General features: G+C 65.7%; 12 protein-coding genes. 7 read left to right on the top strand and 5 right to left on the bottom strand.

Annotation, left to right across the window (positions count from 1 at the left end):
• The first annotated feature begins 2 nt into the window (after positions 1-2).
• Positions 3-1,655 (top strand): ABC transporter substrate-binding protein, encoded by a 1,653-nt coding sequence (locus EV191_RS23610; protein ID WP_132879510.1) that lies wholly within the window; start codon positions 3-5, stop codon positions 1,653-1,655.
• Positions 1,656-1,670: 15 nt separating this feature from the next.
• On the opposite strand, the gene EV191_RS23605 is transcribed toward EV191_RS23610, so the two are convergent.
• From EV191_RS23605 to EV191_RS23595, 3 genes are all read right to left on the bottom strand, one after another.
• Positions 1,671-3,128, bottom strand: coding sequence for a DHA2 family efflux MFS transporter permease subunit (locus tag EV191_RS23605; protein WP_132879509.1), 1,458 nt, complete (start codon positions 3,126-3,128; stop codon positions 1,671-1,673).
• A gap of 101 nt (positions 3,129-3,229) precedes the next feature.
• Positions 3,230-3,979: a FadR/GntR family transcriptional regulator gene (locus EV191_RS23600; RefSeq protein WP_132879507.1), complete on the bottom strand. Its 750-nt coding sequence runs from the start codon at positions 3,977-3,979 to the stop codon at positions 3,230-3,232.
• Positions 3,980-4,078: 99 nt separating this feature from the next.
• Positions 4,079-5,008: a dihydrodipicolinate synthase family protein gene (locus EV191_RS23595; protein WP_132879506.1), complete on the bottom strand. Its 930-nt coding sequence runs from the start codon at positions 5,006-5,008 to the stop codon at positions 4,079-4,081.
• Between the two features lie 120 nt (positions 5,009-5,128).
• Here EV191_RS23595 and EV191_RS23590 point away from each other — a divergent pair, with 120 nt between their 5' ends.
• Complete coding sequence (locus EV191_RS23590; RefSeq protein ID WP_132879504.1) at positions 5,129-6,568, top strand: sialate:H+ symport family MFS transporter; 1,440 nt, start codon at positions 5,129-5,131, stop codon at positions 6,566-6,568.
• Positions 6,569-6,590: 22 nt separating this feature from the next.
• Complete coding sequence (locus EV191_RS23585; protein WP_132879503.1) at positions 6,591-7,535, top strand: dihydrodipicolinate synthase family protein; 945 nt, start codon at positions 6,591-6,593, stop codon at positions 7,533-7,535.
• A 24-nt stretch (positions 7,536-7,559) separates the two neighbouring features.
• Here EV191_RS23585 and EV191_RS23580 read toward each other — a convergent pair whose 3' ends face one another.
• Positions 7,560-8,246, bottom strand: coding sequence for a DUF305 domain-containing protein (locus EV191_RS23580; RefSeq protein ID WP_132879501.1), 687 nt, complete (start codon positions 8,244-8,246; stop codon positions 7,560-7,562).
• Positions 8,247-8,406: 160 nt separating this feature from the next.
• On the opposite strand from EV191_RS23580, the gene EV191_RS23575 reads away from it, so the two are divergent.
• On the top strand, positions 8,407-9,861 hold the full coding sequence (locus EV191_RS23575) for an LVIVD repeat-containing protein (protein WP_132879500.1): 1,455 nt from the start codon (positions 8,407-8,409) through the stop codon (positions 9,859-9,861).
• Positions 9,862-9,946: 85 nt separating this feature from the next.
• On the opposite strand, the gene EV191_RS23570 is transcribed toward EV191_RS23575, so the two are convergent.
• Positions 9,947-10,834, bottom strand: a complete 888-nt coding sequence (locus EV191_RS23570) for an SDR family NAD(P)-dependent oxidoreductase (RefSeq protein ID WP_424565496.1) — start codon at positions 10,832-10,834, stop codon at positions 9,947-9,949.
• A 577-nt stretch (positions 10,835-11,411) separates the two neighbouring features.
• Between EV191_RS23570 and EV191_RS23565 the strand changes: the two genes are divergently transcribed.
• The 3 genes from EV191_RS23565 (at position 11,412) to EV191_RS23555 (ending at position 16,671) form a co-directional block, all read left to right on the top strand.
• Positions 11,412-13,703, top strand: coding sequence for a phospholipase A2 (locus EV191_RS23565; RefSeq protein WP_165913071.1), 2,292 nt, complete (start codon positions 11,412-11,414; stop codon positions 13,701-13,703).
• Positions 13,704-13,996: 293 nt separating this feature from the next.
• On the top strand, positions 13,997-15,664 hold the full coding sequence (locus tag EV191_RS23560; RefSeq protein ID WP_132879495.1) for an LCP family glycopolymer transferase: 1,668 nt from the start codon (positions 13,997-13,999) through the stop codon (positions 15,662-15,664).
• Positions 15,665-16,170: 506 nt separating this feature from the next.
• Positions 16,171-16,671 (top strand): helix-turn-helix domain-containing protein, encoded by a 501-nt coding sequence (locus EV191_RS23555; protein WP_207894633.1) that lies wholly within the window; start codon positions 16,171-16,173, stop codon positions 16,669-16,671.
• Positions 16,672-16,685: the final 14 nt, after the last annotated feature.

Below are 16,685 nucleotides of genomic sequence, written 5' to 3'. Positions count from 1 at the left end.
CGATGTCACATCGCAAACGCGCCCGTCTGGCCAGCCGGACCGTGCCCTTGCTCGTAGTCGGGTTGCTCACCTCCGCCTGTTTCTCCGGGGTCAGCGTCGATAGCGAAGCTGGCAAGGAAGTCAAGCAGTTGAGTGGTCCGCCGCAACCGGGTGGAATCTACCGGTACGCCGTGCCATCCGATGCTCGCTCACTTGACCCGCACGAACAGTCCTCATACAACACGCATATCGCGATCGGCTCGACGTACAGCAAACTGGTCGACTTCAAGACCGGTCCGGATATCCCGTACGCGAGTCACGAGCTGGAGGGCGATCTCGCGGAGAGCTGGCAGCAGTCCAACGGCGGTGCGCGGTGGACGTTCAACCTGCGCGAGGGCGTGCGGTTCCATGACGTACCTCCGGTCAACGGCAGGGAGTTCACCTCGGCGGATGTCCGGTGCACTATGGACCGCATCCGGGAACTTCCCGGCCACCAGGTCAACCTCATCAGTACAGTGGACAGTATCGAAACACCGGATGACTACACGGTGATCTTCAATCTTTCCCAACGGCAGGCCGAGTTCGATACGAACATGGCGAACCATTTCATGTGGATGCTCCCGTGTGAGGGGACCCGAGGCGAGTTCGACCTCGGCACCCAGGCGATTGGCACGGGCGCCTTCGTGCTCGACAAATGGGAACGTAACCGGGAAAGGGTCCTTTCCGCGCACCCGAACTACTATGAGAAAGACAAACCGCATCTGGACGGGATCCACGTCGCGATCGTGCCGGACCAGGGAGCCGCTGCGGCCGCGCTACGTACCGCCAGGATCGACTACCTGAGCACGCTGTCCTTCGACAAACGAATGGTCGATCTACTGCGCAACCAGACACCCCGCCCACGACTGGCTGCTGAGCTGTCGTTCTCGCCGGTTCGGATCTACTTGAACCAGGAGAAGGAACCGTTCGACGACCTTCGCGTTCGACGCGCCATCGCATTGGCGATCGACCGTGAGAACATGCTGAACTCACTACGGCCGGGTGGTAGTTCCTCGGCCGCGGTCACCCCGAAACTGTTTGGCGGCCTGCCGCCGGAGGAGGTGGACCGGCTGCAGCCCTATGATCCACGGCAAGCACGCGCGCTGCTGGCCGAAGCCGGCTACCCGAACGGTTTCAGCGCCGAAATGATCGTCACGGACGGCTATGGCGAGACCGTGGTGCGGGAGGCCCAGTGGGTACAGCAGGACCTGGCCAAGGTCGGGATCAACGTGGAGCTTGACGTGCAGGACTACGCGACCTACTTCACGGAGAGCTGGGCAAAGAAGAACTACGAGATGGGTTTCGGGCTGCAGACGCCCATGCTGTCCTCGGACGAGTTCCTGAGCACCGAGTGGCACTCGGAGGGTGCACGGAACTGGTATGGCATCGCGGATCCCAAACTGGATCGGATGATTGACGAGCAGCGACCAATGTTGGACGCGGACGAGCGAGAGCAGGCGATCCACGAGATCCAGCGCTACATCGTCAAGAACGTGTCCAATCCGATCACGCTCTATCTCTATGAGCAGCAGGCGCTCTACGCGCCGTACACCGGCGGCGCCTATCCGCATCCGGACTACGGAACTCGCCACCTTGCCGATGTATTCCTCGGCGACGAAGCACCCGGTCGAGGCTGAGCCGTTTTCTGAAAGCTAGCCCGCCTTCTCGTGCGCCGGCCGCCGCTGCCGCGCGAACACGCAAGCGAGCACCGCGAGCACTCCGATTGCCGTCATACACAGCAAGGCGAGCTGGTAACCAGTAACAAGTTGCCGCACCGCCTCATCGGACACATTGGACACCGTACCGGCCAGCACATGCCGGCGTAGCTCGGCCGGGAGTGGACTGGTCACCACGGACAACGCCAGCGCCGTACCCACCACCACGCCACAGCTCTGCAACATCAGGCGTAGCGCATTGGTGATGCCTAGGCGTTCCCCCGGCATCTCGTGCAGCAGGGCGGTGGCGTTCGCCGGCATGAACATCCCGGAACCAATGCCAATCAACACAAGCGAGCCGGCAACCAACCAGTACGGCACCGTCGGCGAGATCACCACGAGCAGCACGGCAAGGCCCGTGGTGGACACGATCGTGCCGACGACAGTGAGCGTACGCGGCCGCATGATGGCGTGGAGCGGGCCGGAGCACACCGAGGTGAGCAGCGCGGCCACCGCGAGCGGTAGCACCTTGACCCCAGCTTCGAACGGATTGTCTCCGAACGCGGCCTGGTAGAACAACGCGATCAGGAGCACGACGGCGAACCGGGCTACCGCGTTCAGGAACGACGCGAGCAGTCCAAATGCGAATGGTCGGTCCCGGAACAGGTCGAGATCCACTACCGGGTGCCCGCTTCGCCGCTCAACCAGAATGAACAGCGGGAGCAGCACGGCGAACGCGGCGATGCCGCCAAATACCACTGGATCGGACCAACCTCGATCGCCTACCTGGGAGAGCCCAAAGAGTAGGCTGCCAAGACAGAGCACCACGAGTAGGTTGCCAGCTACATCGACCCCGCCAGAACGGTTACGCTTTCCCGACTCGCGCAACGTCAGCGCGCCCCAGAGCAAACAGAGCAGCCCGATTGGCACGTTGTACCAGAAGAGCCACTCCCAACCGAACCGGTAGGTGAGAAACCCGCCGAGGGTGGGCCCCACGAGCTGCGCCACGGAGAAGGAAGCGATATAGATTCCCATGCCGCGACCCAGATGGCTGGCCGGAAAGGCGTCGGTGAGCATGGCCGCGCTGTTCGCCAGCAACATCGCGGTCCCGGCTGCCTGCGCCACCCGCAACCCGATGAACACCCATTCGGTTGGCGCGAACCCCAGCAGCAGGCTGGATCCGGTATAGATCGCCAGGCCACACAGATACATCGTGCGCCGGCCAAACATATCGGCCAATCGCCCGAACACCACGATCAGCACGGTGCTGGCCAGCATGAAAGACAGCAACATCCAGCTCGCGGCGGTGGCACTCGCCTCGAAATGCCGTACCACCACGGGCAATGCCACATTCAGCGAGCTGTTGCCGAGCGCGGTCAGCGTACTTGCCATGCTCACCACGGAAAGGGCACGCCAGGCGTAGCGTAGCCGGGCACGTTCGGCACCGTCGGCCATGCCCCACACCCTTCGCAACCGTACAAACTCGCCGTACGGTCACTAGAGTCTAATATTAGAAGGGCATTCTAGATAGATGTTCGACGGGGAACGGCTCAGGCTTAAGGATCGACGGAGCCAGCTACCCGTTCACGGATACCGCGGAAGTGTTCGTCCATCGCGGCGCGCAGGGCGTGCTCATCCCGCGCGCGCAGCGCCTCGTAGATGTCCCGGTGCCAGCGCGCGGTGACCTCCGGGGTGCCCTCACCGCGGGGCAGCTCACCGTCCAGGTCGTTGAATACCGTCCAGAACACGCGCAGCAGATCGAGTACCAGCGTATTGCCAAGGGACTGGTACAGCGTCTCGTGGAACCGCCAGTCCGCGTCCGGCGCGTACTCACCACTCCGCGCGGCGGACTCCATTTCGACAACGGCCGCCGCCAAGCGCTCGAGATCCAGTTCCGGGTAGGACCGCAGGACGCGGGAAACCAGCCCGGCCTCAAGCACCTCGCGAACCTCGAGCAGGTTCCGGATCTCCCGTAGATCGCCCTTCATGGAACGCGCACTGCGAAACGCAAGGCCCGCTTGCAGCGCCGAGAGCGAGAGCGAACCGACATAGGTGCCATAACCGTGCCGGATCTCCACGATCCCGATGGCTTCCAGTGCCTTGATCGCTTCACGCAGCGGATGCCGGCTCACCCCGAGCTCGGTCATCAGTTCCGCTTCGGTCGGCAGCAGCGTGCCGGGAGCCAAGCCGCGATCCACGATCAGTTCCTTGATCGCTTCCTGTAGGGCGAGCTGATTGGCCCTCGCCCCGGACACCTGCGGGCTCACCAGCTCATCCTCCTCGTCAACCGCCGCGTGGCCGGACATCCGCCGGCCGGCTTGTCCGCAGTCTAGTCTCGCCGCGTCCAATACCTGTCTGATCAAAGCCCGTCTGATCAGGGCCCGCCTGATCAGGGCTCCAGGAACTCAGCGCCCCACAAACTCTGGGATGGCTTTGGTCGCCGCGGCCCGCAATCCGGTGACCACCGCGGGGTCGACCGAGCGATGCGGCCAGCGAACCCGGGTACCGATCGGCGCCCAGTCACCGATCGCGGCCAGCGTCTTGTCCAAGGCGGGGTCGCAGTACCCCTCGGCCGCCAGCGGCGCGATGTGCTCGTCGAAGAAGGCCCGTAGCCGGCCCTCGGCAGCCAACGCGGCCGAGAGATCCGTACGCATCAGGCCGTACCAGCGGGCCGCCCCGGCAGGATGCAGGCAGGCCACGTTCGCATAGGAACCAACCGCTCCCCTGGCGTATCCGCTGGCCAGAGTGTGCCCGGCAACGAAGATCGCGAGGCCGCCGGCATGCTCGGCCATCCGCGCGTACCAGTCGTCATCGCCGCCAGGCACCTTGATCCCGATCAGGGCGGGAACCTCGGTGGCTAGCCGGCCGTACAGCACCGGATCGACCTGGGTTTTCGCGTAGGGCGGCTGGTAGAGCACCAATGGCACCCCGTCGGCAGCCTCGGCCATCCCGTGTACCGCGGCGCGGACCTCGTCCGCGTGCAGCGGTAGCCAGTCCGGCAAGATCACCTGGATGGCCGCCGGTCGCAACCGGGCGGCACGCCGGATCCGGTCGAGAGACAGCTGCCCACTCGGCTGGCTGGCACCCAGTTGCACCGGCACCCCCGCGTCCGCGCAGCGCCCTGTCACCAGCTCGTGCAGCCGGTCGTATTCGGCCTCGGTCAGCGTGTGGAATTCCCCCGCGGTGCCGTTCGTATAGATGCCCTGCACTCCGGACGCGAGTTGCACGGCGAGCGCGGCATCCAATCGTGCGTAGTCGATCTCGTCCGACTGATCAAGCGGCAACAGTGCGCTTGCCCAGATCCCGCGCAGCTCAGCCGCGGTCAGCGTGGTCATGCCCTGCTCCTTTCCGACCCGCTCGGTGTATATGCCTGACGAACCGGGTCTTGCCGGTTCCGGTCGGTGGGTCTACTGTACCCGAGGACATAGGATGTCCTATGTGATGGAGGTTTACGGATGGCAGCGTCGCTACCTCAGCAGCCGACGTCCTTTTGGCGGCTTTCCCGCGGTCAGCGCAAAGCGTTTCTCGCCGCGTGGCTCGGCTACCTGCTGGATGGGTTCGACTTCATTCTGATCACCTTGGTGCTCACCGAGATCGCCGAGGAGTTCGATCTCGGGCTCACCCAGGCGGCCACGCTGATCTCGGCGGCCTTCGCCTCCAGATGGCTTGGCGGGCTGATCCTCGGGGCGATCGGCGACAGGTACGGCCGCAAGCCAGCCATGATCCTGTCGATCCTTGCCTTCTCCGTGGGTAGCGCGCTGTGCGGGTTCGCGTGGGGCTACTGGTCGCTGTTCATCTTCCGCGCGATCGTGGGCATCGGCATGGCCGGCGAGTACGGCTCGAGCGCCACCTACGTGATGGAGTCCTGGCCCACATCGATGCGGAACCGGGCAACCGGCTTCCTGCTTTCCGCTTACCCGATCGGCACCGTGGTCGCCGCCCTCGCGTACGAAGTGATCGTGCCGAGCCTTGGCTGGCGCTGGCTGTTCTACGTCGGACTGGTGCCGATCGCGCTGACCCTGTACCTGCGCCGGGCGCTGCCCGAGGCCGAGGAATGGGTTCGGGATGTCGGTGCGCGCAAGGAAGTCACCACCTCCTCCGCGCTGTTCTCAGCCAAGCGCAGGTGGCCGAACGTCGCGCTGTCCGTGGTGCTCGCCGGCGGGCTTGGCCTGATCTTCAGCGATAACGCCGGCGGATTCGGGATCGCTCTGGTGATCATCGCGATCATTGCCTTCTGCCTGTTCGCCGTCCAGCTCAGCGGCAAGCTGTGGCCGGTGATGTTCGCGATCATGGTGACCGTCTTCTGCGCGTTCCTGTACTCCTGGCCGATCCAGTCGCTGCTGCCGACCTACCTGAAGACGGAGCTGGGCTTCGACGAGGGTTCCGTATCCACCGCGCTGACCTGGGCGGGACTCGGTTATGCGGCGGGCTGCTGCCTGGCTGGCATTCTCGGCGACCGGTTGGGCACGCGCCGGGCATACGTGCTCGGGCTTGTCGTCTCGCTCGCGTTCGTCTTCCCCGTCTTCGCGCTGTCCTCGGACAACATCCTGCTGCTCTGGATCCTGCTGTTCGCGATGCAGTTGACCAGTCAGGGCATCTCGGGGCTGCTGCCGAAGTACATCGGTGATCACTTCCCCACCCGACTGCGTGCCGCCGGGCTCGGCTTCAGCTACAACGTCGGCGCGCTTGGCGGCGCGGTCGCGCCACTGCTCGGCGCGGCCGTCGGTGAGCAGATCGGGCTTGGCAACGCGCTGACGCTACTGGCCAGCACGCTCACCATCACGGTCGCGCTGATCATCGGCCTCAACCTGCCTGCCCGGCTTGGCCGGGCGCTGCGGGTGCCATCGGATGCGCCCGCGCTGAACCACGAACCCGCCGCGAACAAGCAGTCCTGACAACCGAGAGGAAGAACGACCCGTGTCCCAACCTTCGGCTCCGCAGCTCCACGGTGTGATTCCGCCACTGGTCACACCCTTCGACGCGGATGGCGCGGTGCACCGGCAGGCGCTGGAGAAACTCGTCGAGTTCCAGCTTGGTGCCGGAGTGCACGCGCTGTTCATCGGCGGCTCGACCGGCGAGGTCGCCCTGCTGGACAGCGCCCAGCGGCAGACCGCGCTCGAGGTGGTCATCGGTGCCACGGCCGGCTCGGTGCCGGTCGTCGCCGGCGCGGTGGACACCGGAACCCGGCGGGTGATCGAGCAGGCCCGGCAGGCGGAGAAGCTGGGCGCGGACGCGGTGGTGACGACCGCGCCGTTCTATATTCGGCCGCACGACAGCGAAATCATCGAGCATTTCCGCCAGCTGAACGCAGCGATCGATCTCCCGGTGGTTGCCTACGATATTCCCAGCGCGGTCGGCACCCGGCTAAGCCCCACGGTGATCGCCGAACTCGCGCACGCCGGGCTTGCCTGTGCCGTCAAGGATTCCAGTGGCGATCTGGCCGCGTTCCGCGACATCCTGCGGCACACCGAAGGGCTGCGGTTCGATGTGCTCACCGGTTCCGAACTGTTCGCCGATGCCGCGGTCGCGCTTGGCGCGGACGGCATCGTGCCGGGGCTCGGCAATGTCGACCCGCACGGCTACGTTCGGCTCTACGATGCGGCCCGCGCTGGCAACACCGCGGGCGCCAGCACCGAGCAGCGGCGACTGCACAGGTTGTTCGACATCATCTCGGTGGCGGATACCGGCCGGATCGGTTTCACCGCGGGCGCTCTCGGTGGTTTCAAGGCAGCGCTGGCCACGCGCGGAGTGATTCCCCGCGCGGATACCGCCACCCCGCTGCTACCCCTGAACGAGGCGGAAATCGCGAGTATCGCGACGATTCTGGCGGAAACCGGACTCGGTCAGGTGACCAGCACCTGAACCGTGCGGCCGCCGTTGCGCGGATTACTCGGCCAGCATCCGTTTCATCACCTGGATCTCTTTGGTCTGTACCGCGATCACGTCGCGCGCGAGATCGGCCGCCTGTGGGTCCGTGCCGGCACGGTGTAGTTCGCGTGCCATGGTCAGCGCGCCCTCGTGATGGGTGATCATCAGCCGCAGGAAGAGGCGGTCGAATTCCGCGCCCGAGGCGTTGGCCAGTGCGCGGAGCTGATCCGGACTGGCCATGCCGGGCATGTCAGGCATGTCAGGCATGTCAGGCATGTCACCGTGCGCATCGTGCCCCTGGTGGTCATGGTGTTGGTCTGCTGGCGGCGCGTCCTCGCCGTTCTGGCGTAGCCAGATCCGCATGCCCTCGATCTCCGGCCCCTGAGTCTCGCCGATCCGGCTGGCCAACTCGCGCACCGACGCACTGCCAGCCTGCTCGGGCGCGAGTTCGGACATCTCGACGGCCTGCTGGTGATGCGGGATCATCTTCCGCATATACGCCACATCGTGTTCGGTGACCGCGGGCGCATCGCGGTCGGCTTCGCCTGGCGACAGGGTGCCGGCCGGCTCGCCAGGTCCCCGCGGCGCGAGCACCGGCGCGGAGTTCGCTGCCGACGCGGCTTCGTCCTCCCCACCGGTACAACCGGTGAGGCCAAGCGCTACGCAGCTCACCAGGCAGAGACCACCGACGGCCCGGCGAATCATGACACGGCCTCCCCACCAGCAGGTTTAGCTTTCCCAGCCAGCTCACCACATTCCGGATACCGACCACAAGGCAACGTTTGTACGGAAACCACCCTTACGGACGTTTTGTTTGTGAATAGTTCCTGCTATTGGTAAGTAATCACCGAGCAGGGAGGAAGGCATGACCACAACGGCCGGTTACCGCTCGCGCCGGGCTCGCCGCATACTGGTCGCCGCCTTGGGCGCGCTCGCGATCGGCGCGACCGCGGCGCTCGCCGGAATGCCCGCGGCCGCGCAGCAAACCGAGGAGACCGCGTCGACTTCGGACGTGATCAGCAGCCCGAATATGCGACAACTTGCGAATATTCCGAAACAGGAACCCTTCGACAACACCGCGGCTTTCGGTACCGACCTCGCCTTCACCGGTGATTACGCGATCGCGGGCAACTACGACGGCTTCGTCATCTACGATATTTCCAAGCCGCGCAAGCCGCGGATCGCCAGCCAGGTGCACTGCTCAGGCTCGCAGAATGACGTATCGGTCACCGGTGATCTGCTGTTCCTTTCCACTGATGTCACCCGCAGCAGCGACAGCTGCGACAGCGAACCGGTGCCACGTGATGCCGAAGGCGCCTGGGAGGGCATCAAGATCTTCGACATCAGCGATAAGCACAACCCGCGTTACCTGCAGTCGGTGCAGACGAAATGCGGCTCGCATACCCACACCCTGGTGCCCGATGACGCGGGTGAGAACGCCTACCTCTATGTGTCCTCCTACAGTCCGGCACCGGAGTTCACCAACTGCACCCCGCCACACGACTTGATCTCCATCGTCCAGGTGCCACTTGACGATCCCGAGTCGGCCTCGGTGCTCGACGAGCCGGTGCTGTTCCCGGAAGGCGGGCATCCTGGCACGCCTGGCGAGTTCCCGGACAACTACACCACGCAGACCACGGGCTGCCACGACATCACGGTGTACCCGAGTAAGGACCTCGCGGCCGGCGCTTGTATGGGTGACGGGATCCTGATGGATATCAGTGACCGAACCAAGCCCAAGGTGATCGAGCAGGTCCAGGATGACGAGAGTTTCGCGTTCTGGCACTCCGCGACATTCAACAACGCCGGAACCAAGGTCGTGTTCACGGACGAACTGGGCGGCGGTGGCGCCCCGGCATGCGGTGCCGATATCGGCGCCAACCGGGGAGCCGACGGGATCTACGACATCACCGAAGGCGAATCCGGGCCACAGCTGGAATTCCGCAGCTACTTCAAGATCGACCGGGTACAGCAGGATTCGGAGAACTGCGTGGCGCACAACGGTTCACTGCTTCCCGTCAAGGGCAAGGACATCATGGTCCAGGCCTGGTATCAGGGCGGCGTGGCCGTATGGGATTTCACCGACTCGGCCAATCCCGAGCAGATCGGGTTCTGGGAACGCGGCCCGTTCGCTGACCCGGACGGCCAGCCGGCAACCGCCGGGTCGTGGTCGGCGTACTACTACAACGGCCACATCTACTCGTCGGATATCCAAGAAGGACTGGATGTCCTGGATATCAACGATCCGCGCACGAACCCGGCCAAGCAGGTCAAGATGGATGAGTTCAACGCGCAGACTCAGGGCGAGTATCCGGAATAGCACCTAGCTATCCATAGCTAGACAGAACGAAGGAATGCGGGACGCTGGCAGTGGACTTGCCAGCGTCCCGCGCTCTCCCCCCGGGTTACGCGCTGCGCAACGGCTCCGTCCACTTGCGCAGCTTCGGCGGCATCCGCTTCTCCAGGCCATACGGTTCGAGATGACCGCTGAACACCTCGTCGAAGGCGCGCTCAACGGAATCCGAGTCCCAGACGTCGCGTTCCAGGATGGGCGCCTTCAGATGCGGCTGACCCATAATGTGCAACTGTGGACCGTTGCACCGCACGACCTGCCCGGTGATACCCGCCGACCGCTCACTGAGTAGGAACAGAACCACCGGGGCAATCCGCGCCGGAGTGCGCTCCGGTGGGCAATTGCGCAACGACCGTTCCGAAGCCCACACCATCCGGGTATGCGCGAGCGGGCACACCGCGTTCACCCGGATCCCGATCTCCTCCATGTCTAGCGCCCAGGAGTAGGTCAATGAGGACACCGCGCCCTTGGTCGCCGCGTACGTGGCGAGCTTGCGTTGTCCGAGTGACGCTCCAGACGAGATGTTCACGATGCTGCCGCCACCCGAAGTGGCCATCAGCTCCGCCGCGGCGACCCCGCAGTACATCACCCCGAGCACGTTCACTTCGACCACATCGCGCATCCGCGCCGGATCATCCAGCCAGGACACCGCCTCGTAGTTCAGCCCGGCATTGTTCACCAAACCGTCCAACCGGCCGAACTCGTCATGGCACAGCCGCATGATCGCACGCGCCTGCCCTGGATCGGCAACACTGTGATCACTGACCACCGCGGTACCGTCCTGCGCGACGATGCTCTCCGCGGTCTCCTCGGCGAGCTCGCCGTCCACGTCGTTCACGACGACGTGCGCGCCAGCCTGCGCGGCATGGAGGGCGAACGCGCGGCCAAGTCCCCGCCCCGCGCCGGTCACCACCACGGCTTTGCCGCTCAGCATGCCCATCAGTTCTCCCCGACTACCCGTATCCCTGGATCCGTAAGGAATCCACTACCCATTGCGGTCAATCCTCAACCGCGGTTCGAATCTCATTCTTGGGGTATTTCCGACGTGACTGCGCTGTTGCTCGGCGAGCGGTCACCTCGATACGACGAACGTCCATAGAGTTACAGCCCCGGTAGTACTGGCCAGCTAGTCAACTGGACAAACAGGTGACACAGCCGACCGTAGACATCACTCAGAGCTGCCGAAACGACCATTTTCACCCGAGCAAGGGTCAGCCAACCGAACGACTGTCCGGGCCGCTGCCCTGGGCGGGTTCGCTCGCGGCGCCATCATCGGTGCGGCTGACCGGTACACGCCCAATACCGACCGCCCGTCGACCGACCCGGCGTTCCGGTGATCGGTGCGACCGTACGGAGCCCGGCGACAACAAGCGCCGAAAACGCCAATAACACCGAAAACCCGGAACGGACATTCGCGGCGCGTGCCGCGGAGATCCCCCAAGACCCGCCTGATGCACGTAGATTTGCCGCAGTACCACGCAAGGGCTGACACTCCACGACGCTCCACAGGCGACCGTATGACCGTAGGTACAGCTGAGCTGCCGACATTGGACGGCACGCGACGCAGACGGCCGGGACGACCTCGGCCGCTGCCCCGTGTGCTGTGGTTGGCGCTGGTCACGATCACCGTGGTGGGCTTCGGTCTGGTCAGTTCCCGATCGACAGCACCGCCCGATACGGCACCTCGCGACCCCGATGTGGTGGCGGCGGCGGAAACCGTGAACCGGCTACTGGATCCCCGGGTGGACGTGGATCCACTCGCCTCGCTGCCGGCCGACTTCAGCGCGGTAACCGGGGTCCGCTACGCCCATGCGACCGCGCCGGACGGCACCCAGCGTGGCGTGCACGTAGGTGGTGGTTGCTCCGCGCCATGGGGCGACGACAACACCCGCTGGGACTACCGGGTCGGCTGCCAGGCGCACGACCTCGGTTATGACCTACTGCGCTATGCGCAGGCCAAGGGCGAACCGCTGGGCGGGGAGCTGCGGTACCGGCTGGACGCCCAGCTGTCCACCGATATGCACTACCGCTGCGAGGACAACCCGCGCGATACCAAACGGCTGTGTCATACCGTCGCCTCGCTGTACACCGCGGGGATGGTGCTCAACTCCTGGCATCAGCGCTGGGGGCCACCGACCGGCGAACCAATCGGACCATGGGTATTCGGCCTGCTCGTGGTTGGCCTGCTGTTGGGTGTCCGGCTGGGCGCATGGGGCCGCTCCGGCGGGCGCACCGCGGCAAAACCCGCACGGGCCTCCAGGCCGCCTGCTGACGTGCCGTCCATCCCCGCCCAACAGCCCATCCCCACCCAGCAGTTCAGCCCGGCCCAGCAGGCCAGTGCCGATCGCTACCTCGCGCTGCTCAGGGTGGCCAGTCTTGTCGGCATCGTGCTCGGTACGACCGTGGTGATCTTTGCGAACTGGCGGGGCGGCGGGTCAACGTGGTGGTGGCCGCTGACCTGGCTGTGCCAGCTGGCCGTGGTGTTCTTCTTCGCCGGCGGGCATGCGAATCTGCACAGTTGGCGGGCGGTGTATGCGACCGGTGGCGGTTTCCTGCACTACCTGACCGGCCGGATGAGCTGGCTGCTGCGGCCGGTACTCGCATTGATCCTCGCACTGGTGGTGGTGCCGGTTTCGCTCGAGCTACTCGGGGTGGATGCGGCAACGACCGAACGGCTGACCGCGATCACCGCGCAACCACTCTGGTTACTCGGCTGCTATCTGCTCACCGTGATGGCGACTCCACTGATGGCGTGGCTGCATGCCCGTGCGCCACTGACCGTGCCGCTCGTGCTGGCCGGCGTCGTGCTGCTGTTCGGCCCGCTCGCCGGGTGGCTGGGCGTATCCGCGGACGGGTCGCGCGGCATCCTCGCTGGGCTGGCCCTTGCCCTGCTGGCCCAACAACTCGGGTTTGGCTACGCGGACGGCGCGATCCAACGGCTGCCCCGACCGGCGTTGCTCGGCGCCGTCCTGGTTGGCGGCCTCGGCCTCGCACTGCTGATCCGCGCAAGTGGACAGTCGAGCACACTGCTGCCGACCACCGAGTTCGTGCCGCCCCTTGGCGTTTCGGCGAGCGCCCTGCTGTTTCTTGGACTCGCGCAGCTCGGTGTTCTGCTGCTGCTCCGTGGCCCGCTGACCCGGCTCAGCGGTACCACTCCGGTCTGGCGGGTGATCTCGTTTACCCGCGCCACGCCGATGACGCTGTATCTGGGGCTGCTCGCCGTGGTGATTCTCGCGGTGGCCGCCGTGCACCTGCCGGAAGCGCCGGCCGCGGCGCTAGGCGGGCTGTCCTGGCTGCTGCAGCCTCGTCAGCTCACCGCGCTCGCCCTGCTTGCGATACCGGCGCTGCTCGCCTTCTGGTGCAGCGAACGCGGCGACGGGTTCCGCTGGGCGTTCGGTTGGTCAGTGCCCTCGGTGGATTCGATGTTCGCCAGGCTGGCCACCGTGCTTGGGGTGGGTTTCGGACTGCTCGGCGTTTTCGGTTTCGCGCTCGCTGGGCTGAACGAAGTGGTACTGCCGGAGCCGCTGACCGAACTGAGCACGCAACCGCTGACCAATGTGCTTCACCTGGTGCTCGGCTGGTTCTTGCTGCACGCCGTACGCGGCTATCGCGCCGACCGGCTGGGCACCTGGCTACTCACCGCGCTCGCCTGCCTGCCGCCGATGCTGATGGCCGGCGACACCACCGTCGAACGGGCCACCACGGTCGCCGTGCACGGGATGCCGGGGCTTCTGGCACTGGCAGCCGCCATCGCGATCACGGTAAACACGGTCCGTATGCGGACTCGCGCAGCTGCTCCGGTCAGGTGAAGCGAATGCGGGATACGCCACACCGATCAGGGTGCCATCCGGCCCAGCCACAAAAGCGTGTGTCACGCTACGACAACCGCACGGCACGGCCGTGCGTCTACTGAGCGTGCGCTGGCTACCGCCACGCGCTACCCGGCTAGACGCGGTGAGGAGGACGGGGAGTGGAGAACGGTCCACCCCGCAGGCCGTACCGGCCCAACGGGCCAGGACGCCCGCAGGGACCTCGCGGTCGTGAGCTCCCTCCCTACGACGCCCGGCGCAGCCCAAACCAGTACCCGGGTTCCCGGGGCGCGATGCGCGGCAGGCTGGATCCGCCACGCGGCGCCGACGCGCCGACCCAGCCGGGTGGCCGGCCGGTGCAGCCGAACCGGCAGCAGCGCGCGACGGTCCGCCCGGTTGAGCCGGATCCGCCCACGGGCGGTGGCGGGGGCCGGCGCCCGCCACCGGGCAAAAAGCGCAAACGTAGCGGAATGGGGCCCATTCGCGGCGCGAAGATCGCGTTAGCGCTTGTTTCGGCACTGATCATGACGGTGACCGGCTACGCATGGGCCACGCTGAACGGCCTGACCGACGGAATGACCCTGGCCGATGTGATCGGCTCCGAGGGCGGCGGCGAGATGCCCGCCGACGGCGCGATCGACATCCTGCTCGTCGGGATGGACAGCCGTACCGACGCACAGGGCAACCCGCTGCCGGAGAAGGTTCTGCGCGAGCTGCGCGCCGGGGTGTCCGATGGCGAGACGAACACCGACACCCTGATCCTCGTACACATTCCGAACGACGGAAGCAAGGCCACCGCGATCTCGTTGCCGAGGGACACCTATGTGGACATCCCCGGCTACGGCCAGCACAAACTCAACTCCGCGTATGCGCGGGCCAAGGCAACCGCGCGAAACGAACTGCAGCAGGAGGGTGTCGCCGACTCCTCGGAACTCGAGGTGCGCAGCAACCAGGAGGGCGCGAAGAACCTCATCGGGACCGTGGAGCAGCTCACCGGGACCACCATCGACCACTACGCCGAGGTGAACCTGCTCGGCTTCAGCGAGATCACCAAGGCCGTTGGCGGCGTCGAGGTCTGTCTCAATGAGCCCGTCCAGGAGGAGTACTCCGGGGCGAACTTCCAGGCCGGTGTGCAGACGATCTCCGGCGCGAAGGCACTGTCGTTCGTTCGGCAGCGGCACGGCCTGCCGCGCGGCGATCTGGACCGGATCGTGCGCCAGCAGGTATTCATGGCCGGTCTGGCGCAACGCATCCTGTCCGCGGGCACGCTGGCCGACCAGGGCAAGCTGAACGAGCTGATCGAGGCGATGAAGAAATCGGTCGTGCTCGACCAGGGCTGGGACATCCTGGGCTTCGCCCAGCGGATGCGTGGCCTGACCGGTGGGCAGATCGAGTTCGACACCATTCCGATCGAGAACATGGAGCTCTACACGCCCGAGGACGGGGTAGCGCTGGAAGTCGATCCGGCTCGGGTGCAGGAGTTCGTCAGCGGGCTCACTGGCGAACCGAAACCGGACAACAACGGCGGCGGCCAGTCGGATTCCGACGCGGACAACTCCGCGATCACGGTGGACGTCTTCAACGCCTCGGGGGAAACCGCGCTCGCCGCCACCGTGTCCGAGGCGCTCACCAGCGACGGTTTCGGCACCGGTATCACCGGGAACGCGGAGTCCCGCACCAGCACGGTGGTGCGCCATCCACCCGGCGAGGAAGCCAACGCCGAGCAGGTAGTTGGCCAGCTGGGCAGCCCGGCCACCGCCGAGCCGGACCCGAACGTGCCGAGCGGGCACGTCTCAGTGTTGCTCGGTACCGATTACCAGGGCCCAGATCAACTGAGCGGGGCGAAGCAGCTGGACCTCAACGGGCTGGCTCCCGCGCAGGCGCCGGAGGAGTCGGACAGCAGCGAGACGAACGGCGGCCCCGGCAAGATCACCGCCGACGGCGTCCCCTGCGTCAACTAACTCGCGAACGCTTGCGTGGCCCTGGCGGGCCGGCACGATCCTGCGCTCAGTGACCGCAAGATCCCTAAAGATTGCGGTCAGGTGTAGCCCGGCCACCGCACCCTCACCAACGTTTTCTCTTCCGAACGCGGTCACAGTGGGTACACAGGTGTGTCGTGGCCGCACTTGGCGACCTGGCTAGGTCACCCTCGCGCGAAACCGTTCCCCCAGACGGCGGAACGCGAGTAGAGTAATGTAGAACACTCCTCGGCTTGCCGTTAGCGAGTACTTCTCACGTTTCACGCGCTCGTTGGGGTGGCGCACAACCCCGCCAAGCTGGGAAAACCGCCGCCCGCGACGGTACGGCGCCAGCCGGGGGCCGCGACGGTACACAAGAATCTCGAAAATTCGCTGACCAGTTCCGCGTAATCGGATCGGACCTCGGCCATTCCTTACACAAGCAGGCACCGGCCCATCCGGCCGATGCTCAGCGCACAGTGGAACGACCGGCCGAAGGGCGACGAGCCGTGCAGATGGACGTGGTGACCTACCAGCGGATTCTTGGTGAAGAAATCCGCAAGCTGCGCAAGCGCAGGGGCTGGACCCGTAAGGAGCTCAACCAGCACCTACAGAGCGATATCTCGCTGCAAACGCTCGCGACCTATGAGCTGGGCACCCGACAGTGCTCGGTCACTCGGCTAGTGGAGATTTGCCTCGCGTTGGACGAGCTGCCGCACGACCTGCTTGCCAGGGTGCACGAGCGGATGTTCAGCGACTCGCCCGTCGACCGGGTTCGACTCGACCTCACCATCATCGTCCAGGACCAACAGCCGGAGCTGTGGCCGCTGCACCGCTGGGCCAAGGGCCGGCTGGCCCAGGTGGACCCCGTTCGGGGGGACACCGAGGTGCTGCTGGATATCGCCGCCCTGGAAAACCTCGCCCAATTGTGCGGGCTGGAGACCGTGCAGCTGATCGCCAAGCTTCGTAATCTCGCCACCCCTGCCGCCGCGCACGCCGCGAACGACTAACCAGCCCCCGGCGC

The organism is Tamaricihabitans halophyticus, assembly GCF_004340875.1.
In the GTDB taxonomy this organism is placed as follows: Bacteria; Actinomycetota; Actinomycetes; order Mycobacteriales; family Pseudonocardiaceae; genus Tamaricihabitans; species Tamaricihabitans halophyticus.
This window is presented reverse-complemented; position numbering and strand designations above follow the sequence as displayed.